The sequence below is a fragment of the Ralstonia flatus genome (assembly GCF_958439105.1).
Lineage (GTDB): Bacteria > Pseudomonadota > Gammaproteobacteria > Burkholderiales > Burkholderiaceae > Ralstonia > Ralstonia flatus.
Map to the genome: position 1 here is coordinate 96,657 of NZ_CAUDLI010000005.1, position 22,120 is coordinate 118,776.

The following is a 22,120-nucleotide window of genomic DNA, read 5'->3' on the forward strand; positions in this document are numbered from 1 at the left end:
ACGTCGGGGGTGTGCCGTGGGCTACGAGGCGCCCGCCTCGGGCACGGTGTCGACCACGGTGATTAGATGCAGCGGTGTGTCCGTAGCCGGATCGCGGGCCAAGGACGTGGTGATCCGCACCGGTACGGCAGAGCCATCCCCGCGTACCAACTGCAGCGATAGCGCATACGTTGGTACCGTGCCGGCGAGCAACTCACCGTACTGGCGCAGGTGGCGGGCGAGGTCGTTGCGGTGCGTGAGGTCGAGCAGCATCCGCTGCTGCAGCGCCGTTTCCGACTGGCCCAGCAGCGTGCAAAGCCACGGGTTGGCGCGCAGGCAGCGGCCTTCCAGACTGACCTGCGCGATGCCGACGGGCACCTGTTCGAACAACGTCCGCAACTTGGCCTCGCTGTCGCGGAAGGCGGCTTGGGCTTCCACTTCAGCAGTGATGTCCTGCGCCGCGCCGATCATCGTGGGCGTGGCGGCCGATGGGTCCTGCGCTTCGCCTTCTTCACGAAGATGGCGGTGGGAACCGTCGGGCAGGGTGATGGTGTATTCAACGCGATACGGCTGGCGCGATGCCACGGCGCGGTCCAGCACGGCCTGCACGCGGGCGCGATCTGCGGGAACGATGGCCTCCAGATAGCGCGCCATCGTCACGGGCGTGGATTGCGGCGCCCAGCCGAAGATGCGGTAAGCCTCATCCGTCCATCGGCAGGCGTCGGTGCCCGGTTCCCAGAGCCAACTCCCGAGGTGGGCGATCTGCTGCGCCTTGGCCAGCAACGCTTCCGAATCGCGCAACGCGGCTTCGGCGGTGTGGCGCTCCGTGGTGTCTAGGCTCAGGCCGATCATCTTGACCGGGCGGTCCTGCGCATCACGCACGAGCGTTGCGCGCGAGACGATCCAGCGCACCACGTCCGGCGCCAGCGCAATGCGGAATTCATGCTCGTAGACACCGCCCGCGCTGAGGTTCTGCGAGACCGCGGCCTGCACGCCGGGCACGTCTTCGGGAATCACGCATTGCCAAAAATCGTCCAGCGTGCGGATCGGCCGGCCAAAGAGGCGAGCGGCATTCGGTGAATACGCGACCGCGTCCGTGAGCAGGTTCCACTCCCACGTGACCACGCCGGAAATCTCCTGCGCGAAGGTCATGCGCGCCTCGCTTTCCATGATGGCCGCGATGTGCTTCTGGCGGCCTTCGCGAGCGCGGGCGTCGGTGGCCAAGCTGGCTTCCAGATCGGCGAGCGCGCGGTCTCCGTAACGCAGCCACAACCAATTCACGTTCAGGAAGCGGGCCAATGCCAGCAGGTTGGCGTATTCGATTTCGCCGCCACGCGTCCATTTGTGGACCGCCGACGGCGACACGCCCAGCGCCGCCGCCACTTGCTTGAGCTGGATGCGGCCGCGTGTCAGCACGCCTTTGAGGCGGCCGGCAAAGCTGTCGTCATCGATGTGGCCGTCGGGCGGCGGAAGTGCTGCGGCGGTCATGGGGCGGATTTACTGACAGTGATTCCTAAGAGTATAGCGCGTTAAAAATAGCCAAAATTTATCGAAATTCACCATCGTTAGGCCATAACGATTGGCCTGAGGCAACTAATTTTTCCTAGACTAGTCCAAAATTCTCCAAAGGTAAATAAAAACACCATGAGTGAATTTCTGGGTCGCCGCGCCGAATGTCGTCTGCCAAGACGCTACGGTGTCGGCATTTCGGGCGCCGTCTCTTTGTGCGCCAGCCATCCACAGGGGTACTGGATATGACGCAAGCTTCCCTTTCCACCGAATTCCATTCCGCCACGCTGGCGCCCCGTCTTGATCTCTATATCGACGGCCAGTGGGTCCAGCCCGAGGGCGGCGTGTACCGCGACATCGTCGATCCCGCCACCGAAAACGTCCTGACGCAGGCGGCCGATGCCTCCGTGGCCGATGTGCAGCGTGCCATTGCTGCCGCCCGCCGCGCGTTTGACGAAGGGCCGTGGCGCCAGACGGGCACCCGCGATCGCGCTCGCCTGCTCAACCGCATTGCCGACGCCATCGACGCAGACGCCGAGAACCTTGCGACGCTCGAATCGCTCAACACCGGCAAGACCATCACCGAAAGCCGCTGGGACATGGACGGCATTGCCGCGACGTTCCGCTATTTCGCGGGGTTGGTTGCCACGGAATCCGGTCTCATCAACGAGGCGCCCGACACGGTCATCAGCCGCACGCTGCGCGAGCCGGTGGGCGTATGCGGCCTCATCACGCCGTGGAACTACCCGCTGCTGCAAGCCGCCTGGAAGATCGCGCCGGCGCTCGGCGCGGGCAACACCGTCATCGTAAAGCCGAGCAACCTGACGCCGCTGACCACGCACCGCTTTGCCGAGCTGCTGATCGAGGTTGGCGTGCCGGCGGGCGTGTTCAACCTCGTCACTGGAGCGGGCGAGGCCGGGGCCGAGCTGTCGCGCAATCTGGACGTGGATCTCGTTTCGTTCACGGGTGGCGCGGTGGCTGGCGCGGCGGTCATGAATGCAGCCATCGGCAACTTCAAGAAAGTCGCCCTGGAGCTGGGCGGAAAGAACCCGAACATCATCTTCGACGACGCGGACTTCGATGCCGCTGTCGACTACGCGGTCAATGCGGCGTTCTTCCACGCGGGCCAAGTGTGCTCGGCCGGATCGCGCCTGATGCTGCAAGACGGCATTCACGACCGCTTTGTCGATGCGCTGGTCGAGCGCGTCAAGCGCATCCGTATCGGCAACGGCTTTGCCGAGGGCACGGAGATGGGCCCGGTGCAATCCGCATTCCAGCGCCAGAAGATCATCAACATGATTCAGGCCGGCGTGCAGGAAGGTGCGGTGCTGCGCTGTGGCGGCAAGGCGCCGGAGGGCGAGGCGTTCGAGCGCGGCTTCTGGCTGGAGCCGACCGTGCTCGCCAATGTGCGCGACGACATGAAGATCGCCACCGAAGAAATCTTCGGCCCGGCGCTGACGGTGGAGCGCTTCTCCACCGAAGAAGAAGCGGTGCGCCGCGCCAACGCCACGCCGTTCGGCTTGGCCGGGGCGGTGTGGACGGCCGACCTGAACCGCGCCAACCGCGTGACCCGCGCACTGCGTTTCGGCACCGTGTGGGCCAACGACTATCACCCGTACTTTCCTGAAGCGCCGTGGGGCGGCTACAAGGCCAGCGGCATCGGCCGCGAACTGGGCCGCGGCGGCCTGGACGAGTACACCGAACTGAAGCACAGCTACATCAACCTCGCACCGCAGCCGATGGGCTGGTTCGGCGCCGGTGCTGAGTAAGAACGGAGGGCATGTTTTGACCACAAACACCGTACAGGAGTACGACTACATCATCGTGGGCGCGGGCTCGGCTGGTTGCACGCTGGCTGCGCGCCTGACCGAAGACGCGGACGTGACCGTGCTGCTGCTCGAAGCTGGCGGCCCCGACCACCGCTGGGATTTCCGCACGCAGATGCCGGCGGCGCTGGCGTATCCGCTGCAAGGCACCACGTACAACTGGGCCTACGAAACCGAGCCCGAGCCGCACATGAACAACCGCCGCATGGCGCAAGGCCGCGGCAAGGGGCTGGGCGGGTCGTCGCTGATCAATGGCATGTGTTTCATTCGCGGCAACGCGATGGATTACGAGCGCTGGGCGAGCGATTTCAACCTGCCCGACTGGACGTATGCCGACTGCCTGCCGTACTTCCGCAAATCGGAAACGTATGACAAGGGCGCCAACGACTGGCACGGCGATTCGGGCCCGCTGCAGGTCACCACGCCCAAGCACGACAACAGCCTGCTGTTCCACGCCTTTATCGAAGCCGGTGAGCAAGCCGGCATTCCGGCCACGGACGACCTGAACGGCTATCGCCAGGAGGGCCTGGGCCCGATGGATCGCACCGTCACCGCCAAGGGCCGCCGCGCCAGCACATCGCTGTGCTATCTCGACGAGGCGCGCAAGCGGTCCACGCTGACGGTGCTGCCGCGCGTGCTGGCCGATCGGGTGATCTTCGATGGCACGCGTGCGGTCGGCGTCGAGGCGCTGATGGACGGCAACCGCGAAACATGGCGTGCGCGCCGCGAGGTGATCGTCGCCAGCGGCGCCATCGCTTCGCCGCAGTTGCTGCAGCGCTCGGGCGTCGGCAATGCCGACGAGCTGCGTGCCCTGGGCATCCACTCGGTGGCACATCTGCCCGGCGTGGGTGAGAACCTGCAGGACCATCTGGAGATGTACATCCAGTACGAGTGCCTGCGCCCGGTGTCGATCTACGAAAACACGCTTTGGTACAACAAGCCGAAGGTCGGGCTGGAGTGGTACATGCACGGCACCGGCCCCGGCGCCAGCAACCACTTCGAGGCGGGCGGGTTCATCCGCAGCGATGACAGCTTCGAATGGCCGAACATCCAGTACCACTTCCTGCCGCTGGCCGTGAACTACGACGGCAGCAACCCGGTGAAGATGCATGGGTTCCAGTGCCACGTGGGCTCGATGCGTTCGCCGTCCACCGGTTACGTGAAGCTGGCCTCGCGCGATCCGCGGGACAAGCCGCGCATCCTCTTCAACTACATGGCGCATGACGTGGATTGGCGTGAATTCCGCGCCGGTGTGCGCATCACGCGCGACATCATCGCGCAGCGTGCGTTCGACCAATACCGTGGTCGCGAGATCAGCCCAGGCCCGAGCGTACAGACCGACGCCGAGATCGACGCCTTCGTGCGGCAACACGCTGAGACTGCGCTGCATCCGTCCTGCACCTGCAAGATGGGGGCGGCCGACGATCCGATGGCCGTGGTCGACAACGAAGGCCGTGTGCATGGCTTGCAGGGTCTGCGCGTGGTGGATGCATCGATCATGCCGCGCATCATCACCGGCAACCTGAACGCGCCGACGATCATGATGGCCGAGAAGATCGCCGACCGGATTCGCGGTGTGGCGCCGCTCGCCCGCTCGGATGCGGCGTTCTACGTGCACGGCAAATCGCCGCTGCAGGCGCCGGTCAAGCCGCTGGTTGCCAGTGAACTGGTGGCGGCCTGATGCGCTGGCGCAAGGTCACCGCAATGCTGGGCGGGGCGGCGGCGTGTGCAGCTGCGTTGCCCGCATTGGCGGACGAGGTGCCAGCGGGCGATGACAGACGCTGGTCGGCCAACGCATCGGTTGTCTCGCAATACGTGTCGCGCGGCCTGCGCCAGACATGGGGAAAACCTGCGCTCCAAGCCGGCGTCGACTACGCATCGCCGAGCGGCTTCTATGCCGGCGTGTGGGGCGCGCAGGTCAGCGACCACGTCATCGCCGGTGCGCATGCCGAAATCGACACCTACCTCGGCTATGCCACCACCGTCGCGCACGGCGTCGAACTGACCACCGGGCTCTATCGCTACTGGTATCCCGGTGCCCGCTACGACAAGGCCGCTGGCGGCGGCCCCGCCACCGGCTACGACTACACGGAATGGATGGTCGGGGCCGGCTGGCGCGGCGTGTCGGTCAAGTTATGGACGACGCTGTCGAACTACTTCGGCTTCGATGGCAATTCGCTGGCCGACGGCATCGACCGCGGCAGCCGTGGTTCCACTTACGCCGAAGCCAACTGGGCTGTGCCCTTGCCGAACAACTTCACGCTCGGGCTGCACGTTGGCCACGAGCATGTGCGCAACCACAGCGCCTTCAGCTTTACCGATTACCGCGTTGAACTCTCGCGACCCATCAACAAGTTCGTGACGCTGTCTGCCGCTTTGACCGGCGCGGACGCATCCGCTTATGCCCACCAACTCTCCACCCGCAACGGCACGGATCGCATGACGCTCGGCCGACGCACCGTCGCCCTCAAGCTGACGGCGACGTACTGAGCGGCGGGCGACGGCGTTTTACCTGCAACCCTTTCTCCACAACCTCTGCTTTCAAAGCACACACCATGGCCTCCCTGGGTTTTACCGACGTTGTCGGTCTGGTCGGCGTCGCCGCGTACGTCTCTGCACACTTTGGCGTGCAGGTCCTGCATAAGCCCCCGACCGGCGCATTTGCCGTTCGCCTCAATCTCCTTGGACCGATTTGCATCCTGATTTCGTTGATGGGCGCGTTCAATCTTGCGTCGTTCCTCACCCAGTTCTTCTGGCTGGCGTTGACGCTGATGGGCTGGTGGCGCAACAAGCAGGCGGGGCGGCCAGTGGCCGAGGTTCCAGGCGCACCGCGTCCGGGTCACCCGGCGCAGCAGTAGGTTCGCCGAGCACGACTAAAACCGCGTCCACGTACGCGGTTTTTTTTGGGGTCTCTTATTGCCGATCTACCCCGCAAATATGGTTCACAGGCCACTTTATGCAGAACATGGCCTGTCCTAATTGTTGATTTTTGGAGAACAGTATTTTCTTGGTTTGGACATTTATTCATCAAGGGCAACGATCTATTCTGATCTTAAGCGCAACGAACTGAGCGCAACCGAATATCCAGACAGATCAGGAGCCCATCATGAACACCCGTCTCGCAACCGCTTTCTCCCGCAATACGCTGCTGGCCCTGGTGGCCACGCTTTCCGCTTCCGCTGCGCTGCTGTCGGCCCAGCCGGCCGCTGCCGCCGTGCAAGGCCGCGCCGATCCGTACACGCAAGGCGCTGTCGCCAAGGCTGACCCCTACACGCAGGGTGCTGCCGCCAAGTACGACGTCTATACCCAAGGTGCGGATCGTCAAGCTGATACCTACGGCTATCTGTCGTGGAAGACCGATCGCTTCGATCCGTACACCCAAGGTGCCGTGGGCAAGGCTGACCCGTACACCGATGGCGCCATCGCCAAGGCCGATCCGTACACCGACGGCGCCGCTGCCAAGTACGACGTCTACACGCAGGGTGCCGACCGCCAGGCCGACACTTACGGCTACCTGTCGTGGAACGGCGATGCCTCGTATCCGAAGGACGCCGCTTCGCAAGCCTGATCCAGCCGCGCCAAAGCAAAAGGGCCTTGGGTTCTACCCCAAGGCCCTTTTTGTTTCTGCAGCGTTCCGGCGCTAATCAGACCACGCCGGCTTCGTGTGCCTGCTGGTCCGCGTGGTACGAACTGCGCACCATTGCCCCGACCGCGGCGTGCGTGAAGCCCATCTCGTATGCCTTCTCTTCGAACATCTTGAAGGTGTCCGGGTGCACATAGCGCAGCACCGGCAGATGGTGGCCCGACGGCGCCAGATACTGGCCGATGGTCAGCATGTCGATGTCGTGCTCGCGCATGTCGCGCATGACTTCCAGGATTTCCTCATCGGTCTCGCCCAGGCCGACCATCAGGCCGGACTTGGTCGGCACGTTCGGGTTGCGGGCCTTGAAGTCCTTCAGCAGCTTCAGCGAGTGCGCGTAATCCGCACCCGGGCGCGCCTGCTTGTACAGGCGGGGCACCGTTTCGAGGTTGTGGTTCATCACGTCGGGCGGGCATTCCTGGAGGATGTCCAGCGCCTTCTCCAGGCGGCCGCGGAAGTCCGGCACCAGCACTTCGATGCGCGTGGCCGGCGACAAGGCGCGCGTGCGCGAGATGCAATCGACGTAATGCTGTGCGCCGCCGTCACGCAGGTCGTCGCGGTCGACGCTGGTGATGACGACGTAGTTGAGCTTGAGTTCAGCGATCGTCTTGGCCAGGTTTTCCGGCTCGTTCACGTCGAGCGGGTCCGGGCGGCCGTGCCCGACATCGCAGAACGGGCAGCGGCGCGTGCACTTGTCGCCCATGATCATGAACGTGGCCGTGCCCTTGCCGAAGCACTCACCGATGTTCGGGCAGCTGGCCTCTTCGCACACCGTCACGAGGTTGTTGGCGCGCAGGATGTCCTTGATCTCGTAGAAGCGCGAGTTGCCGGTAGCGGCGCGCACGCGAATCCAATCCGGCTTCTTGAGCTTCTCGGCCGGCACGATCTTGATGGGGATGCGGGCGGTCTTGTCGAGCGACTTCTGCTTGGCCGTCGCGTCGTACGGCTTGTTCGACGGGGTGGCAGGGGTGGCGACTTCAGTGGCGCCGGCGGCGGAATCGGTCATCGTGTTCTCCGCACGGGCTTGCGGCTCGTGCATTTGCGGGCGCTATGCGGTAGCGGCCTCGGCGGGGTGCGCTTGCGCGCGTTGCTGCAATTGGGCGACCAGCGCATCGGCCAGGCCGCGGGAAACGGTTTGCCAGTCGTTCGCATCGACGGCGCGTCCGGACGCATCACGGGCGCCGGCGGTCACCATATCGACGGTTTCCAGGCCGGCATAGCCACACGGGTTGATCTGCGTGAAGGGCGACAGGTCCATCGCCAGGTTCAGGCTCACGCCGTGGTAGCTGCAGCCGTTGCGGATCTTCAGGCCTAGCGCGGCGATCTTGGCGCCAGCATGCGGCCCGCTCGACAGGTAGATGCCGGGGGCGCCAGCCTTGCGTTCGGAGGCGACATTATACGTGGCGAGCGTCTCGATGACGGCCGCCTCGATCGCGTCGACCAGCGCTTTCACGAACAGCCCGCGGCGGCGCAAATCCAGCAAAAGGTAGGCAACGACTTGGCCGGGGCCGTGATAAGTGATCTGGCCGCCACGGTCGACTTTCACCAGCGGGATGTTGCCCGGGGCCAACAGATGTGCCGGGTCGCCCGCCAGGCCGAGCGTGAACACCGGCGGGTGTTCGACCAGCCAGATCGTGTCGGGCGTATCGGGGCCCCGCTGTGCGGTAAAGGTCTGCATTTCGTCGAAGCAGGTGGCGTAGTCCTGCAGGCCGCGTTCGACGATGTCAATCGGAATCATGCCCGCGAGTGTAGCGCAGGGCCGCCGATGTCGCCGTGCGCCTTTGCCCGCTTTGGTTGCAGGGTCGGGCAAAAAAATGCCGGCGCGATGGGAGGCATCGGCGCCGGCATCGGCTTCTGCGGCGGATGCCGCAAAAGGAGGCTTGAAACAGGTTTCGGGCTCAGGCAGCCACGATGGGCGTGTCGGCGTGCTCGTTCCAGCCGAGCGCCGCAAGCGTGTGGCGCCAGCCGTCCGCAACATGCCACGGCTTGCGGGGCATGTGGCCGTCGGTGGCTTCCACGGCCAGCGCGACCGGGCCGAGGGCTTTCGGGTCTACCGAGACGACGATTTCTTCGCCGCGCTTCACGGCAACGCTGCCGCCCGCGCGCAGCCATTCGTCGCCGGCTTTGTTCTCGTGCGTGATCCATACGTCGCGTCCGGAGGCTTCTTCGACGCGCACATTCTGGTTGGCCGGCATGCGCAGTGCCACCACCTCGCCGGGCTGCAGAGTGAATACAATTTTTGTTAGTACAGCTTTCATGATCGGCTCCTTCACGGCAGTGGGATGGGGCCTTGCCGTTGAAGGAAGTCTAGGCGCTTGGTTGCCTTGTACCAAACGATATATATTGCGTTTCTTGATAGCACAGCTCACATAAAAACCACGCCGTGCTACGAAAAACCGGAGGGAACGATGACCGAAATCCGCGAACCGATGCGCTTGCCGTCACTTGGCGCCTTGCGGGTGTTCGAGGCGGCGGCGCGCTATGAGAGTTTTTCGCGTGCAGCGACGGAGTTATTCGTCACGCATGGGGCTGTCAGCCACCAGATGCGCACCCTGGAAGACGAGCTAGGCGTGCCGCTGTTCGAGCGGCGCGGCAAGCGCGTCATGCTCACGCACGCAGGCCGCGCCTATGCCGATCGCGTGCGTGAGGCGCTCGACCAGATCGCGCAGGCCACGCATCAACTGCGCGCCGGCAATCGTGACAACCGCCTGGCCATCAGCACGATGCCGTCGTTTGCGGCGCGCTGGCTGACGCCGCATATCGGCACCTTCATCGAGCGCCATCCCGAGTTGGAGGTGGAACTGTTCTCCAGCCCCGCGCTGGTCGACTTTGCGCGCGAAGAGATGGACGTGGCGCTGCGCATGGGTTCGGGCAACTATCCGGGCCTGTACGTGGAAAAGCTGCTCGACGATGTGTTCTTCCCGATCTGCAGCCCGTCGTTCAACGGCGGCCGCCTGCCGCGCACGCCCGCCGAGATGGCCGGCATGACTCTGCTGCGCAGCGAGGGCGAGGCATGGAAACCGTGGTTCGATGCGGCCGGCCTGGAGGGGTTTGTGGAGCCGCGCGGCGGGCTGATGTTCCAGGATTCGTCGTTGCTGCTGCAGGCGGCGGCAGCGGGGCAGGGTATTGCGCTGATCCGCCCGACGCTGGCTTTCAATGATTTGCTGACCGGTCGTGTGGTGCGCCTGTCCGAGACGACGATCCCGTGTCCGTGGAACTACTACTTCGTCTGTCCGCACAGCGCCCTGCAGACGCCCAAGATGCAGGCGTTTCGCGCCTGGCTGCTGCCCGAGATTGCGGCGTTCAAGCTCAAACTGGCCGGGCTGATGAACGACAACGCGGTGTGCCTGGGGCACGTCTCGAAGGGCTGAGGCCCGGGCATCGAAAAGCGCTCCGATAAACGCAAAACGCCCCGGCATGACCGGGGCGTTTTTGCATGGTGCGCGGCGCCGCAGACGCGCGTTACAGCACGATTTTTACCATCGGATGGCTCGTCAGCGCCTGGTACAGCGCATCGAGCTGTTCGCGGCTCGTCGCGCGCACGGTCACGGTCAGGCCCAGATAGTTGCCGCTCGAAGACGGCCGTTTTTCCAGGCGCCCTTCGTGGAATTCGGGGTCGTGCAGACGGACGACTTCGACGATGGTCCGGGCAAAGTCGTCATGCATCGGCCCCATCACCTTGATGGGGAAATCGCTCGGGTACTCGATGAGCGACTGTTCGGGCGGAATGTGGCCCGGCGGGGGAGTGTGGGAGGAGGTCATGTCGAAGTAAATGGGGACGATTACTTCTTTTTAAACCACAGCTTGACCGCGTCGATGGTGCGGCCGATAAAGCCGGCTTCCGGCACCGCTTCGAGTGCCACCACCGGGAATTCCGACACCACGGTCGAGCCGTCCATCACCTTGACCGTGCCCAGTTGTTGGCCCTGGGCGATCGGGGCGATCAGCGGGTCCTTGCGCTCCAGCACCGGCTTCAGGCGCGCACCTGCGCCCTTGGGCACGGTGATCCACTTGTCTTCCGCCACGCCGAGTTTCACGCTCTTGGCCTGGCCCTTGTAGACGTCGGGCGTCTGCAGCGCTTCCTTGGCCTGGTACAGCCGCACCGTATCGAAGAACTGATAGCCGTAGTTCAGGACCTTCAGGCTTTCCTGCGTGCGGATGGCGTCGCTCTTGGTACCGACGATGACCGACAGCAGGCGGCGGCTTGCACCCGGCACATCCGGCAGCGGGCGGTTGGCCGATGTGACGAGGCAGTAGCCGGCCGACTTGGTGTGGCCCGTCTTGCCGCCGTCGACGGTCGGATCGAGCCACAGCAGGCGGTTGCGGTTGGACTGCTTGATGTTGTTATAGGTGAAATCCTTCTGCGAGTAGAACTTGTAGTCCTGCGGGAAATCCTTGATCAGCGCCGCGGTCAGGATCGAAAGATCACGTGCGGTGGAGTAGTGATTCGGGTCGGGCAGGCCGGCGGCATTCATGAAGTGCGTGTTCTTCATGCCCAGGCGCTCGGCTTCGCGGTTCATCAGCATCACGAAGTTGGTCTCGGTGCCGCCCACCGCCTCGGCCAGCACGAGGGCCGCATCGTTGCCCGACTGGATGATCAGACCTTGCGTCAGTTCACGCAGCGAGACGGGCTTGCCGGCTTCCAGGAACATGCGCGATTCGTCGGTCTTGACGGTGCGCACGGTCTCGGTCGGCGTGATCATCTGGTCGTACTTGAGCTTGCCGCCGCGCACGGCTTCGAAGACCAGGTAGGCCGTCATCAGCTTGGTGAGCGAGGCGGGCTCGATGCGTTCGTCCATATTGGCACCGCCGAGCACCTGGCCACTGGTCACGTCGGTCAGCATCCACGAGCGGGCCGCAACTTGGGGGGGCCGGCACCGGCTGCGCCATGGCGGGCAACGCGGTAGCAAGCACGGCGGCGGCTACGGCGGTTGCTGCGGCGGAATTGAAGGCGGAGGGCGTGAAATGGGCGAAGCGGGTCTGCATGTCGGGTCCTGCGGTCTGCTTGGAATTCAATGGCGCCGCCTGCCAGAAAAAGGGGGGGAGGCGGCGGCGTCCGGAAAGTCAACGGGTGGGTGTTACGGTTTTGGCGCCCAGGCGCCGGTAATGAGCTGCCGGATCAGATGCAGCTTGCGGTGGAAGAAATGATCGGCGCCGGGGATGACGATCACGGGCAGCTCCTGTGGGCGCGCCCAGTTGAGCACGTCGATGAGCGGCACGGTGTCGTCCTGTTCGCCGTGGATGATGATGGTGTCGGCCGGCACCGGCGCGACGTCCCAGCGCGAGGTGGCGGTGCCCACCAGCGCCAGGCGCTCGGCGGGTGTGCCGGCTTCGTTCAGGCGGCGCGCCACCTGAGAGACGACAAAGCTGCCGAACGAGAAACCGCCCAGCGCCAGCGGCAGCGTAGCCACATCGGCGGACCATTCGGTCTGTGTCCGCATCCAGTCGAGCACGGCCAGCATGTCGTCCTGCTCGCCGATGCCGTTGTCGTGCGTGCCTTCGGTCTTGCCCACACCGCGAAAATTCAGACGCACCGTCGCATAGCCGAGGCCGACGAAGGTGCGTGCCAGCGTCTGCGCGACCTTGTTGTCCTTGGTGCCGCCGAACAGCGGATGCGGATGGCCGATCAGCGCCAGGCCGCGCGGTGCGCCGTCCGGCTGGTCGATTGACAGGTCGATCTGCCCGACGGGGCCGGGAATCAGGCGTTCTTCGGTATGAACGTTCATGGAAACTGGAGAAACAGATGCGGTAAAGCGCGGGCTCACGCGTTGGCAGGGCGGTCGACCATCAACCGTTCAACGGGTTTGCCTTCGATCAGATGGCTCTGGATGATTTCGTCGATGTCTTCCTTGTCGACGAAGGTGTACCAGACGGCCTCGGGGTAGACCACCATGACCGGACCGAGTTCGCAGCGGTCGAGGCAGCCGGCCTTGTTGATGCGCACGCGGCCTTCACCGTTGATGCCGAGTTCCTTGCAGCGCTTCTTGGCGTATTCCTGCATGGCCTTGGCGCCAAAGTCGGCGCAGCAGCGCGAGCCGTCCTCGCGTTCGTTCAGGCAAAAGAAAACGTGGTGCTGGTAGTGGCTGCTCATGGGCGGACCGAGAAGGCTGGGAGGGCTGCGTGACGGTACGCGCGGCAGGACGCGGCTGGCTTTCCTGGCGTCGCGCACATATGTGGATTTGCGTAACGAGCCGGCATTATACGACCCCGGTGTCGCGCGCCCTTCCAAGACGCTGGCCGCAACCAACGCGCGATGCTGCGTCGCAACACGTTTTCCGGATGTCTGGACGCCCCTCTGCGCGGATTCCGGGATTGACGACGGCTGGGGCGGGTGCCATCGTAGTCACACCAAGGTGGTACAAGGGCTGGCGGGCCGCCAGCGGTGGAAATGAGTGTTGGCATGGCCCTTGCGATAACGACCGACCTGCTGCGGGAAACGCCGGACACATCAGCGTATCGAGGCAGGAGAGAGACCACACCAGGGCGGGTCGGACCGGGCGAGCAGTTGAGCGCACGGCCGGTCTGTGACACTCGAGGAAGACATGAAAAAACCGTTCTACAAAATCCTGTACGTACAGGTGCTGGCGGCGATCGTCATCGGCGTTCTGCTTGGCCATTACTCGCCCGAACTTGCCGTGAAGATGAAGCCGCTGGGCGATGGCTTCATCCAACTGATCAAGATGGTGATCGGCCCGATCATCTTCTGTACCGTCGTCTCCGGCATTGCCGGCATGCGCGACATGAAGAAGGTGGGCCGCGTTGGCGGCAAGGCGCTGCTCTACTTTGAGATCGTCTCGACCTTCGCGCTGGTGATCGGTCTGGCCGCGGGCCACATCTTCAACCCGGGCGCGGGTTTCAACGTTGATGTGCACACCATTGACGCCAAGGCCGTGGCGCAGTACGCCGCCAAGGCGCAATCGGCGAGCACGGTCGATTTCCTGCTCAACATCATCCCGAGCACGGTGGTGGATGCCTTCGCCAAGGGCGACATCCTGCAGATCCTGCTGATCGCGTTGCTGTTCGGCGGTGCGCTCTCGGCCATGGGCGAGCGCGCGCAGATGGTGACGGACTTCATCGACCAGATCTCGCACGTCTTCTTCCGCATCGTGCACGTCATCACCCGTGTGGCCCCCATCGGTGCCTTTGGTGCCATGGCCTTCACCATCGGCAAGTACGGCGTGATCTCGCTGGTGCCGCTGCTCAAGCTGGTCGGCACGTTCTACCTGACGGCCATCATCTTCGTCGTGGTGGTGCTGGGCATCATCGCGCGGGTAGTCGGCTTCAACATCTTCCGCTTCGTTGCGTATATCAAGGAAGAGCTGCTGATCGTGCTCGGCACCAGCTCGTCGGAATCGGCGCTGCCGCACCTGATGGAAAAGATGGAGAAGCTGGGCTGCTCGAAGTCGGTGGTGGGCCTGGTGGTTCCGACCGGTTATTCGTTCAACCTGGACGGCACCAACATCTACATGACGATGGCGGTGATCTTCATCTCGCAGGCGCTGAACATCGAGCTGACCTGGACGCAGCAACTGACCATCCTGGCCGTTGCCATGCTGACGTCGAAGGGCGCATCGGGCATCACCGGCGCGGGCTTCATCACGCTGGCCGCCACGCTGGCCGTGGTGCCGGATATTCCCGTGGCCGGCATGGTGCTGATTCTCGGTATCGACCGTTTCATGAGCGAATGCCGTGCCCTGACCAACATCACCGGCAACGGCGTGGCTTGCGTGGTGATCTCGGCCTGGGAGCGTGAACTGGATCGCGCCAAGCTGGCGCGCGTGCTGTCGGGCGACCGCAGCGACGAGGGCGTGCCGGCGACTCCGGCAGCTTGATCCGTGGGTTCTGGCTGGCGCCTGCGGGCGCCGGCGCCTGAAAGCGCAAAGCGTATGATTGCGGGGCCTGTCCTTCCAGACGGCCCCGCTTCTTTTTTGGGATGCACCTCGTGAAGCACCTCGGCGACATGCCGACTGCCGGCACGGCGTTGGAAGGCACGGCACCCCCCTCCGCCGCCGACCTCCAGCCGATGTCCGATCCCGATTTCTCCCTGACCAGCGCCTCCGGCCCGCGACGCGGCTTCTGGTGGCTGGTGGCGCTCGGGCTCGTGGCGGTGATGGCCGTGGTGTGCGCGACCACCTTTGTGGTGGCGTGGAACCGGGGCCTCGCACAGGCCCAGCAGGCCGCCGGCGGTCGGGTCGATCGCTATGCCGCCAACCTCAAGAGCACGCTCGACCGCTACGAATACCTGCCGGCGCTGGTGGCGCTGCATCCGTTCATCCACGATCTGCTCGCCAATCCGACGCCCGCCAATGTCGACCGGGCGAACCGCTATCTGCGGGAAGTCAACGATCGCGCGCACGCGACCGCCACCTATGTGATCGCCCCCAGCGGCAAGGCGCTGGCCGCATCGAACTACAACCAGCCCGACAGCTTCGTCGGCGCCGAATATCGGTTCCGGCCGTACTTCCAGCAGGCGGCAGAAGGCCACGTCGGGCGCTTTTACGGCATTGGCATCACGCGTGAGGAGCCGGGCTATTACATCTCGCAGCCCGTCATGCAGGACGGCCGCGTGATCGGCGTCACGGTCGTCAAACTCAACCTCGAATGGTTCGGCCGCGCCAGCCACGACGCGTCGGAGCCCGTGATGGTGGCCGACGAGAACGGCGTGATTTTCCTGTCGTCCGTGCCTGCGTGGCAGTACCGCACGGTGGAACCTCTCACGTCGAAACTGCAGGCACAGCTGGAGGCGACGCGCCAGTATTACCGCAAGCAGATCACGCCGCTGCCGTTGCAGCCCGAGGCGCCGGCCTTCCTGCGATTGACCGGGCGGTTGCCGGAAGGTGCAGAACTGATCCGCGTTGGCGAGCGCACGAACGCCACGCGCTATCTGCAGGTGTCCCGTGACCTAGTCGAGCCCGACTGGACGTTGATGTACCTCACGCCGGTGGAGCCCGTGATGGGCGCCGCGCGCAGCGCGACCGTGGCGGCGGCGTTTGCCTTCGCGTTTGCGTGCCTGCTGCTCTTCTACTGGCGGCAGCGGCGCCTGCGCATGATGGAGATGCTGCGTAGCCGCCGGCTGCTGGAAGCCGCATACGATCAGCTCGAACGCCGTGTGGAAGACCGCACCGCTGACCTGATGGCCACCAACGAACAGCTGCAGCACGAGATCGTCGACCGCACGCGCGCCGAGGCCGAATTGCGCGCCACGCAGGACGAACTCGTGCAGGCCAGCAAGCTCGCCGCGCTGGGCCAGATGGCCGCCGGCATCACGCACGAACTCAACCAGCCGCTGGCCGCGTTGCGCACGTTCTCCGACAACACGCGCATCCTGCTCGAACGCGGCCAGCACGGCGCGGCCACCGATAACCTGCAGGCGATTGCCGACCTGACCGAACGCATGGGCAAGATCACTGCGCAGCTCAAGCTGTTCGCGGGCCGCTCGCGGCGCAAGGTGGTCGATGTGCAGGTGCGTGTGGCGCTCGATCACACGCTCGCGCTGCTGCGTCCGCGCTTGGGCGACGTGCTGGTCGAACTGCACTGGCGCATCCCCGAGACGGAGGCCGTCGTTCGCGCAGATGAACTGAAGCTGGAGCAAGTGCTGATCAATCTGGTTGGCAACGCGCTCGATGCCATCAACGCCAATGAGCCGGCACGCGCCGGCCGCATCGACATCACCATCGGGCCCATCGAGGGAGCGCAGGCGCCGTCGAATCAGCTGTCCATTGCCGTGCGCGACAACGGCCCCGGCATTCCGCCCGACGCCATGCCGCATTTGTTCGAACCGTTCTTCACCACCAAGGAAATCGGCCAGGGACTGGGCCTGGGGCTGGCGATTTCCACCAGCATTGCGCGGGACTTTGGCGGCTCGCTGTCGGCTGCCAACGTGCCGGGCGGCGGCGCGCAATTTACGCTGACGCTGGTACGCGCCGACGTCACTTCCGCGGCCTCCCTCTGATCCGTTTTTCACACAGACACGAACCATGTCCGAAGGCTTGACCGTTCTTTTCATCGAAGACGACCCGCCTGTGCGCCAGGCCACCGCGCAGAGCCTGGAACTGGCGGGCTTCAACGTGCAGGCGTTCGGCAGCGCCGAAGAGGCCGTCGGCAAGATCGACGCGAACTTTCCCGGCGTGGTGGTGAGCGACCTGCGCCTGCCGGGCGCGAGCGGCTTGGACGTGCTCGCCCACTGCCAGTCGTTTGGCACGGGGATTCCCGTGGTGCTCGTTACCGGCCATGGCGACATCACGATGGCCGTGCAGGCGATGCGCGAAGGCGCGTTCGATTTCATCGAGAAGCCGTTTCCCGCCGAACGCCTGACCGAGACCGTGCGCCGCGCCGTCGAACGCCGCGCGCTGGAGCTGGAGAACCGCGCACTGCGCCGTGAACTGGCAGGCCCGGCGGCCGGCACGCGCATCATCGGGCGCTCGCCTGCGATGGGCGCGGTGCGCGCGCTGATCGAAAACGTCGCGACCACCGATGCGCCGGTGCTCATCAACGGCGAGACCGGCACGGGCAAGGAACTGGTGGCGCGCAGTCTGCACATGCTGTCGCCGCGTCACGACAAGCCGTTCATTGCGTTGAACTGCGGCGCGGTGCCCGAACAGATTTTCGAGAGCGAGATGTTCGGCCACGAAGCCGGCGCATTCACCGGCGCGGGCAAGCGACGCATCGGCAAGCTCGAGCACGCTTCGGGCGGCACGCTGTTCCTTGATGAGATCGAGAGCATGCCGATCGCGCTGCAGGTCAAGCTGCTGCGCGTGCTGCAGGAGGGCGCGCTGGAGCGGCTCGGCTCGAATGCCTCGGTGCGCATCGATGTACGCATCGTCGCGGCCGCCAAGGGCGATATGGAGGCGCTGATCGAGGCGGGCGGTTTCCGGCGCGATCTGTATTACCGCCTGAACGTTGTCGCCATCGATCTGCCGCCGCTGCGTGAACGCCGCGAAGACATCATCCCGCTGTTCGAACATTTCCTGCTCGAAGCCGCCGTGCGCTATCAGCGACCGCTGCCGATGCTGGCGGAGCGTCAGCGCCACGAGCTGATGCAATCGAACTGGCCCGGCAATGTGCGCGAACTGCGCAACGCGGCCGATCGTCTGGTGCTGGGCGTCGGCCGCACGCCGGTCGTGTCGGATGCATCGGAAGACGGCATGCCGCTCAAGGAACGCGTCGAGCGTTACGAGCGCACGGTGATTGCGGAAACGCTGGCGCGCACCGGCGGCTCGGTGCATCAGGCGGCCGACATTCTGCAGGTCGGCCGCGCCACGCTGTATGACAAGATCAAGCGATACGGCCTCTGACCCGGCACGCTCGCACGCAACACGCCCGGCATCGACCGGGCGTTTTCTTTTTTCTTTTCGCGCTCAACCCAGAATCGGATGCGCATCCGCCACCGGATATCCGCGGTCATCCGTCGGAATCCGTTGCGTCTGAAACGCGATTAGAAGCGCCTGGAATTTGCCGTCGATTTCCACGATGACAGCACCGTCCTGCCGTATACCGTTCTCGCGCGAATGGTCCTTCACGCCCGGCGTGTGCACCACCGGATTGCCCTGGTTCATGTGTGTTTCGTGCAGCCCGTTGTGCTGCGGCTCGAACAGGAAGCCGAAGCCGTAGACCGTCACGTCGGTGCGTGGCGGCCAGCCTTTGCGGTCGTCATCGCCGGAGCTACCGTGGTAGACGTAGTCGATGGGCGTGGCGGTTCGGTCGAGGTTGAGCATGTCGTCGACGAGCGCGTTGATGTCGTTGTGCTCCGTCGCGGTATCCAGCGCGATCGGCCGCATGTTGGCGAAGTCGACCAGCCCGGCGTCGCGCACGTAATCCAGGCGCGGGAAGCCGCTCTCGTGCAGGCCGGGGGCCAGCGCGGCGAGGTCGGCGGTGATCGGCAGCTGCAGATCGGTCGTCCACTGATACAGCACGTGATAACCCGCGGCGCCGGCGCCCGGCATGCTCGAGTCGGATTTCACGTTGGCGAGCACCACGAATTCGGACCCGTCCGGCGCTTCCACCACGATCGCGTAATGCGGATTGCCGTTGTAGCCCTCCAGATACGGCACACCGAATTTCAGCTTGCCCTTGAACATGCAGTAGTGATTGGCCATGCGCGCTCCATCGAACCTGGGATTGACGGACCGCCATTGCAGCAGGCCCGCGTGAACCTAGTGTGGAACGTGCGTTGCCCGGAAACAAAAACGCCCGGCATTCACCGGGCGTTTCGTTTGAATTGAGGCGTGGACGCTCAGGCCTGCTTGCCGAGCGTCTGCTTGAGCAGCGCGTCGAACGACGACCATTCCGGTTCACCCACGTAGCGCTTGAGGATGCGGCCGTCGCGGTCGACCAGGAACGTGGTCGGCGTGAGCTGCACGTCGCCGAAGGCCTTGGCGGCCGAGCCATCGGCATCCATCGCGACCTTGAAGGGCAATTGGCGCGTCTGGCTGAAGTTCATCACATACATTGGCGCGTCGTAGCTCATCGCCACGGCCACGTACTCGAGGCCCTCGCCTTTGTACTTGTTGTACGTCTGGACCATGTTGGGCATTTCCTTGACGCAGGTCGCGCAACTCGTGGCCCAGAAATTGACGAGATAGACCTTGCCCTTCAGGTCTTGCGTCGAAAGTTTTTGCCCATCAAGCAGCGTGAAGGTCGCCGCCGGGACCTGCTGCGACGGCGAAAACGCACGCCAGCCGAACCAGCCGGCCACGGCCAGCACCAGCACGATCACGGGAAGCAGCCAGCGGCGCCCGCCTGAGGTGGCGCCAGATGCCGGGGCTGCGGAGGAAGTCAGGGTCGAGGCCATGTCGGCAACGGGATCCGGAAAGAAATCAGACGCCTATTGTAGGCCCGCCGTGCCACCGCCGCATGTGCGTCGCGTCAATCCGTCCGCAGTGCGATTCAGGGGTCACTTTCCGTTGCCGAGGGCGGCTTCGTACAGGATCAAATCCGCAGCCGAGAAGCAGCAAAAGGTGATCGTCTCCAGACGGCTGCCATGCTCGCGGGCGGCACGGACTGCAATCGGCGCGGCCAATTGCGGCGGGAAACCATACACGCCGGTGCTGATGCACGGAAACGCGATGCTGCGTACCTCGTATTTGCACGCCAGTTCCAGGCTGTTGCGGTAACACGCGGCCAGCAGCGCCGCCTCGTCCTGCCGGCCGCCGCGCCAGATCGGCCCGACCGTGTGGATGACGTAGCGCGCCGGCAGCGCGAAGCCCGGCGTGAGTTTGGCTTCACCGGTCCGGCAGCCATGGAGTGCACGGCACGCCTCCAGCAATTCCGGCCCCGCCGCGCGGTGGATCGCGCCATCGACACCGCCCCCGCCCAGCAGCGAGCTGTTCGCAGCGTTGACGATGGCATCGCAGTCGAGCGTGGTGATGTCGCCGCGCAGGGCACGCAGCGTGACGGACGGGGTTGGCATGGCGCGGTCCTTGACGGGGAAGACGCGGGCGGGCGTCTCTGCTCGATAATAGGCGGCTCAGAATCGGACCGAAAACTGACGGGAGGCGACGTGGCAGTCAAAGCGAGGGCAGGCTGGCGGATGGGGTTGGGCGCGTTGGCGTGCGCGCTGCTGATGGCCTGTTCGCCCAAGTACGACTGGCGCACGGTCCATTCGAGCGAGGGCGCCTACGCCGTGGATTACCCCGCCAAGCCCACCGCAGAGGCGCGTCCCGTCATCATCAACGGCCAGCGCATGCCGATGACGATGCAGGCCGCCAGCGTCGACGGCACCCTGTTCGCCGTCGGCGTGGTGGAACTGCCGGCGGACGATCCGGTCTGGCGTCAGCGCGCGGTGGAGGCCCTGCGCACCGGCTTGTCCGCCAACCTGAAGGGCCCCGTGACCGCGCGCGACATCGCCGTGCAAACCGCCGCGCAGCCGCCGTTGTCATTGCCGGCGGTGGAGTTGATTGCGCAGGGTGCGGGCGGAGACGATCCCGCGCCGCGCCGGCTGACCGCCCGCGTGGTCGCCACGGGCAAGCACGCCTACCAGGCCGTCGTGCTGGAATCGGGCGATGCCGCGCGCGACGCGCGCCAGCAGGAGCAAGTCGACCAGTTCCTCTCCAGCTTCCATCCGTATTAGGCCCTGAGCAGGACGAGCACATCGGCCGCAGCCGGTGCACAATCGGCGTCTTCCGCTGTATCGCAACACGCTACACGTCCACCACATCACGGGGAACCATCATGACGTTGCAAGTCTGGCTGGCCTTTTTTCTGGCCGCCTGGGTGATCGCCATCTCGCCGGGGTCCGGCGCCATTCTTTGCATGAGCCATGGCCTGACGCACGGCGTGCGCCGCACGTCGGTCACGATTGCCGGGCTGGAGCTGGGCATTGTCGTCATCCTGTTCATTGCCGGCGCGGGGCTGGGCGCGCTGTTGATTGCATCCGAGCACGCCTTCATGGCCATCAAGATCATCGGCGCGATGTACCTGATCTACCTGGGCATCGTGCAATGGCGCACGCCCATCCAGATCAACAAGCCGGCTGAGGGCGAGCCCGTGAAGGTTTCGGGCAGCGGGGCGCGCCGCCGGTTCCTGGTCGGGTTGCTGACCAACCTGACGAACCCGAAGGGCATCCTGTTCATGGTGGCCGTGCTGCCGCAGTTCATCGATCCGGCCAAGCCGCTGCTTTCGCAGCTCGGCATCCTGGCGGCGACGATGGTGTTCGTCGACCTGATCGTCATGCACGGTTATGCGCTGCTGGCCTCGCGGGCGCAGCGCCTGTTCCGCAACCCGCGTGCGCTGCGCTGGCAGAGCCGTTTCTTCGGCGGCATGCTGATGAGCATTGGTGCGGCGCTGTTCTTCGTGAAGCGGCAGACCAACTGAGCCTTATCGCGCCAGCGGGGCGGGCTGCGTGCCGAGCCCCGCGCGCGCAATCAGCAGCGCCCCCACCGGCGCCGCCGCAAACAGGAGGAACAGCCAGCGCGACGCCACCCCCAGATCGGGCGACGGGCCGGCCGTGCCCAGCGTATTGAGCACGACGCCGCCCAGCGCTGCCCCCAACGCGGTCGCCACCAACTGCACCGTCACGATCGATGCCGACGCGCGATCGTGGTCTTCCGCCGGCACCGCCGTCATGATGCGATTGGCCAGGTGCGGCCACGCCACGCCCACGCCCAGCCCCACCAGCGTCAGCGCGACGATGATCAGTCCGGTCGTCCACGCATCGCCCGCGCCCGTC

The 22,120-nt window shown here is 65.0% G+C and carries 21 protein-coding genes and 1 pseudogene; 11 read left to right on the forward strand and 11 right to left on the reverse strand.

The features are described from left to right. Nucleotides 1-21: 21 nt before the first annotated feature. The gene (locus R2676_RS13230) at nucleotides 22-1,467 is read right to left on the reverse strand and encodes a PAS domain-containing protein (protein WP_206273298.1); all 1,446 of its coding nucleotides are present in this window, start codon (nucleotides 1,465-1,467) and stop codon (nucleotides 22-24) included. A 266-nt stretch (nucleotides 1,468-1,733) separates the two neighbouring features. On the opposite strand from R2676_RS13230, the gene R2676_RS13235 reads away from it, so the two are divergent. The 5 genes from R2676_RS13235 (at nucleotide 1,734) to R2676_RS13255 (ending at nucleotide 6,882) form a co-directional block, all read left to right on the forward strand. Continuing rightward, nucleotides 1,734-3,257, forward strand: coding sequence for an aldehyde dehydrogenase family protein (locus R2676_RS13235; protein WP_051530829.1), 1,524 nt, complete (start codon nucleotides 1,734-1,736; stop codon nucleotides 3,255-3,257). Between the two features lie 16 nt (nucleotides 3,258-3,273). Beyond that, nucleotides 3,274-4,995: a choline dehydrogenase gene (gene betA / locus R2676_RS13240; protein ID WP_206273299.1), complete on the forward strand. Its 1,722-nt coding sequence runs from the start codon at nucleotides 3,274-3,276 to the stop codon at nucleotides 4,993-4,995. Next, complete coding sequence (locus R2676_RS13245) at nucleotides 4,995-5,804, forward strand: TorF family putative porin (RefSeq protein WP_206273300.1); 810 nt, start codon at nucleotides 4,995-4,997, stop codon at nucleotides 5,802-5,804. Before betA ends, R2676_RS13245 begins: the two co-directional genes overlap by 1 nt. A 65-nt stretch (nucleotides 5,805-5,869) precedes the next feature. Beyond that, on the forward strand, nucleotides 5,870-6,172 hold the full coding sequence (locus R2676_RS13250; protein ID WP_027678386.1) for a CBU_0592 family membrane protein: 303 nt from the start codon (nucleotides 5,870-5,872) through the stop codon (nucleotides 6,170-6,172). A 248-nt stretch (nucleotides 6,173-6,420) separates the two neighbouring features. Then, nucleotides 6,421-6,882, forward strand: a complete 462-nt coding sequence (locus tag R2676_RS13255) for a hypothetical protein (RefSeq protein WP_206273301.1) — start codon at nucleotides 6,421-6,423, stop codon at nucleotides 6,880-6,882. Between the two features lie 76 nt (nucleotides 6,883-6,958). Here the strand turns inward: R2676_RS13255 and lipA are convergent, their stop codons facing one another. The 3 genes from lipA to R2676_RS13270 all read right to left on the reverse strand — a co-directional run bounded on the left by lipA (nucleotide 6,959) and on the right by R2676_RS13270 (nucleotide 9,212). Then, nucleotides 6,959-7,960 (reverse strand): lipoyl synthase, encoded by a 1,002-nt coding sequence (gene lipA / locus R2676_RS13260; protein WP_004633801.1) that lies wholly within the window; start codon nucleotides 7,958-7,960, stop codon nucleotides 6,959-6,961. Between the two features lie 42 nt (nucleotides 7,961-8,002). Then, complete coding sequence (gene lipB, locus R2676_RS13265) at nucleotides 8,003-8,692, reverse strand: lipoyl(octanoyl) transferase LipB (protein WP_027678384.1); 690 nt, start codon at nucleotides 8,690-8,692, stop codon at nucleotides 8,003-8,005. A gap of 160 nt (nucleotides 8,693-8,852) precedes the next feature. Further along, nucleotides 8,853-9,212, reverse strand: coding sequence for a DUF2917 domain-containing protein (locus R2676_RS13270; RefSeq protein WP_206273302.1), 360 nt, complete (start codon nucleotides 9,210-9,212; stop codon nucleotides 8,853-8,855). A 150-nt stretch (nucleotides 9,213-9,362) separates the two neighbouring features. Between R2676_RS13270 and R2676_RS13275 the strand changes: the two genes are divergently transcribed. Further along, nucleotides 9,363-10,325, forward strand: a complete 963-nt coding sequence (locus tag R2676_RS13275; RefSeq protein WP_027678382.1) for a transcriptional regulator GcvA — start codon at nucleotides 9,363-9,365, stop codon at nucleotides 10,323-10,325. A 91-nt stretch (nucleotides 10,326-10,416) separates the two neighbouring features. On the opposite strand, the gene R2676_RS13280 is transcribed toward R2676_RS13275, so the two are convergent. From R2676_RS13280 to R2676_RS13295, 4 genes and pseudogenes are all read right to left on the reverse strand, one after another. Continuing rightward, nucleotides 10,417-10,716: a YbeD family protein gene (locus R2676_RS13280; RefSeq protein ID WP_027678381.1), complete on the reverse strand. Its 300-nt coding sequence runs from the start codon at nucleotides 10,714-10,716 to the stop codon at nucleotides 10,417-10,419. A 20-nt stretch (nucleotides 10,717-10,736) separates the two neighbouring features. Beyond that, nucleotides 10,737-11,940 (reverse strand): annotated as a pseudogene (locus R2676_RS13285) (D-alanyl-D-alanine carboxypeptidase family protein). Nucleotides 11,941-12,032: 92 nt separating this feature from the next. After that, nucleotides 12,033-12,680 (reverse strand): alpha/beta hydrolase, encoded by a 648-nt coding sequence (locus R2676_RS13290; RefSeq protein ID WP_027678379.1) that lies wholly within the window; start codon nucleotides 12,678-12,680, stop codon nucleotides 12,033-12,035. 35 nt (nucleotides 12,681-12,715) lie between these two features. After that, nucleotides 12,716-13,045, reverse strand: coding sequence for a (2Fe-2S) ferredoxin domain-containing protein (locus R2676_RS13295; RefSeq protein ID WP_027678378.1), 330 nt, complete (start codon nucleotides 13,043-13,045; stop codon nucleotides 12,716-12,718). Between the two features lie 451 nt (nucleotides 13,046-13,496). On the opposite strand from R2676_RS13295, the gene R2676_RS13300 reads away from it, so the two are divergent. The 3 genes from R2676_RS13300 to R2676_RS13310 all read left to right on the forward strand — a co-directional run bounded on the left by R2676_RS13300 (nucleotide 13,497) and on the right by R2676_RS13310 (nucleotide 18,248). Further along, nucleotides 13,497-14,786 carry a dicarboxylate/amino acid:cation symporter gene (locus tag R2676_RS13300; RefSeq protein WP_206273304.1) on the forward strand — a complete coding sequence of 430 codons (1,290 nt, stop codon included), beginning with the start codon at nucleotides 13,497-13,499 and terminating at the stop codon, nucleotides 14,784-14,786. A 101-nt stretch (nucleotides 14,787-14,887) separates the two neighbouring features. After that, a complete protein-coding gene (locus R2676_RS13305) occupies nucleotides 14,888-16,906 on the forward strand; it encodes a sensor histidine kinase (protein ID WP_206273305.1) in 2,019 nt (672 codons plus the stop codon). 25 nt (nucleotides 16,907-16,931) lie between these two features. Then, nucleotides 16,932-18,248, forward strand: a complete 1,317-nt coding sequence (locus R2676_RS13310) for a sigma-54-dependent transcriptional regulator (RefSeq protein ID WP_027678375.1) — start codon at nucleotides 16,932-16,934, stop codon at nucleotides 18,246-18,248. A 63-nt stretch (nucleotides 18,249-18,311) separates the two neighbouring features. Here R2676_RS13310 and R2676_RS13315 read toward each other — a convergent pair whose 3' ends face one another. The 3 genes from R2676_RS13315 to R2676_RS13325 all read right to left on the reverse strand — a co-directional run bounded on the left by R2676_RS13315 (nucleotide 18,312) and on the right by R2676_RS13325 (nucleotide 20,362). Beyond that, a complete protein-coding gene (locus R2676_RS13315; protein WP_206273306.1) occupies nucleotides 18,312-19,049 on the reverse strand; it encodes a DUF2278 family protein in 738 nt (245 codons plus the stop codon). Nucleotides 19,050-19,186: 137 nt separating this feature from the next. After that, entirely contained in the window at nucleotides 19,187-19,744 is a 558-nt protein-coding gene (locus tag R2676_RS13320; RefSeq protein WP_206273307.1) for a TlpA disulfide reductase family protein, read from the reverse strand. Nucleotides 19,745-19,846: 102 nt separating this feature from the next. Next, nucleotides 19,847-20,362, reverse strand: coding sequence for an O-acetyl-ADP-ribose deacetylase (locus R2676_RS13325; protein WP_206273308.1), 516 nt, complete (start codon nucleotides 20,360-20,362; stop codon nucleotides 19,847-19,849). A 90-nt stretch (nucleotides 20,363-20,452) separates the two neighbouring features. Between R2676_RS13325 and R2676_RS13330 the strand changes: the two genes are divergently transcribed. Continuing rightward, nucleotides 20,453-21,022, forward strand: a complete 570-nt coding sequence (locus tag R2676_RS13330) for a hypothetical protein (protein WP_206273309.1) — start codon at nucleotides 20,453-20,455, stop codon at nucleotides 21,020-21,022. Between the two features lie 101 nt (nucleotides 21,023-21,123). Then, nucleotides 21,124-21,765 carry a LysE family transporter gene (locus R2676_RS13335; protein ID WP_027678370.1) on the forward strand — a complete coding sequence of 214 codons (642 nt, stop codon included), beginning with the start codon at nucleotides 21,124-21,126 and terminating at the stop codon, nucleotides 21,763-21,765. Nucleotides 21,766-22,120 lie beyond the last annotated feature (355 nt).

Bases quoted from the DNA above. Each gene is read 5' to 3' on its own strand.
- R2676_RS13335 (WP_027678370.1), top strand. From the start codon at position 21,124: ATGACGTTGCAAGTCTGGCTGGCCTTTTTTCTGGCCGCCTGGGTGATC.
- lipA (WP_004633801.1), bottom strand. From the start codon at position 7,960: ATGACCGATTCCGCCGCCGGCGCCACTGAAGTCGCCACCCCTGCCACC.
- R2676_RS13235 (WP_051530829.1), top strand. From the start codon at position 1,734: ATGACGCAAGCTTCCCTTTCCACCGAATTCCATTCCGCCACGCTGGCG.
- R2676_RS13310 (WP_027678375.1), top strand. From the start codon at position 16,932: ATGTCCGAAGGCTTGACCGTTCTTTTCATCGAAGACGACCCGCCTGTG.
- R2676_RS13275 (WP_027678382.1), top strand. From the start codon at position 9,363: ATGACCGAAATCCGCGAACCGATGCGCTTGCCGTCACTTGGCGCCTTG.
- R2676_RS13290 (WP_027678379.1), bottom strand. From the start codon at position 12,680: ATGAACGTTCATACCGAAGAACGCCTGATTCCCGGCCCCGTCGGGCAG.
- R2676_RS13315 (WP_206273306.1), bottom strand. From the start codon at position 19,049: ATGGCCAATCACTACTGCATGTTCAAGGGCAAGCTGAAATTCGGTGTG.
- R2676_RS13295 (WP_027678378.1), bottom strand. From the start codon at position 13,045: ATGAGCAGCCACTACCAGCACCACGTTTTCTTTTGCCTGAACGAACGC.
- R2676_RS13280 (WP_027678381.1), bottom strand. From the start codon at position 10,716: ATGACCTCCTCCCACACTCCCCCGCCGGGCCACATTCCGCCCGAACAG.
- lipB (WP_027678384.1), bottom strand. From the start codon at position 8,692: ATGATTCCGATTGACATCGTCGAACGCGGCCTGCAGGACTACGCCACC.
- R2676_RS13250 (WP_027678386.1), top strand. From the start codon at position 5,870: ATGGCCTCCCTGGGTTTTACCGACGTTGTCGGTCTGGTCGGCGTCGCC.
- R2676_RS13300 (WP_206273304.1), top strand. From the start codon at position 13,497: ATGAAAAAACCGTTCTACAAAATCCTGTACGTACAGGTGCTGGCGGCG.
- R2676_RS13245 (WP_206273300.1), top strand. From the start codon at position 4,995: ATGCGCTGGCGCAAGGTCACCGCAATGCTGGGCGGGGCGGCGGCGTGT.
- R2676_RS13230 (WP_206273298.1), bottom strand. From the start codon at position 1,467: ATGACCGCCGCAGCACTTCCGCCGCCCGACGGCCACATCGATGACGAC.
- R2676_RS13325 (WP_206273308.1), bottom strand. From the start codon at position 20,362: ATGCCAACCCCGTCCGTCACGCTGCGTGCCCTGCGCGGCGACATCACC.
- R2676_RS13305 (WP_206273305.1), top strand. From the start codon at position 14,888: ATGCACCTCGTGAAGCACCTCGGCGACATGCCGACTGCCGGCACGGCG.
- R2676_RS13255 (WP_206273301.1), top strand. From the start codon at position 6,421: ATGAACACCCGTCTCGCAACCGCTTTCTCCCGCAATACGCTGCTGGCC.
- R2676_RS13270 (WP_206273302.1), bottom strand. From the start codon at position 9,212: ATGAAAGCTGTACTAACAAAAATTGTATTCACTCTGCAGCCCGGCGAG.
- R2676_RS13320 (WP_206273307.1), bottom strand. From the start codon at position 19,744: ATGGCCTCGACCCTGACTTCCTCCGCAGCCCCGGCATCTGGCGCCACC.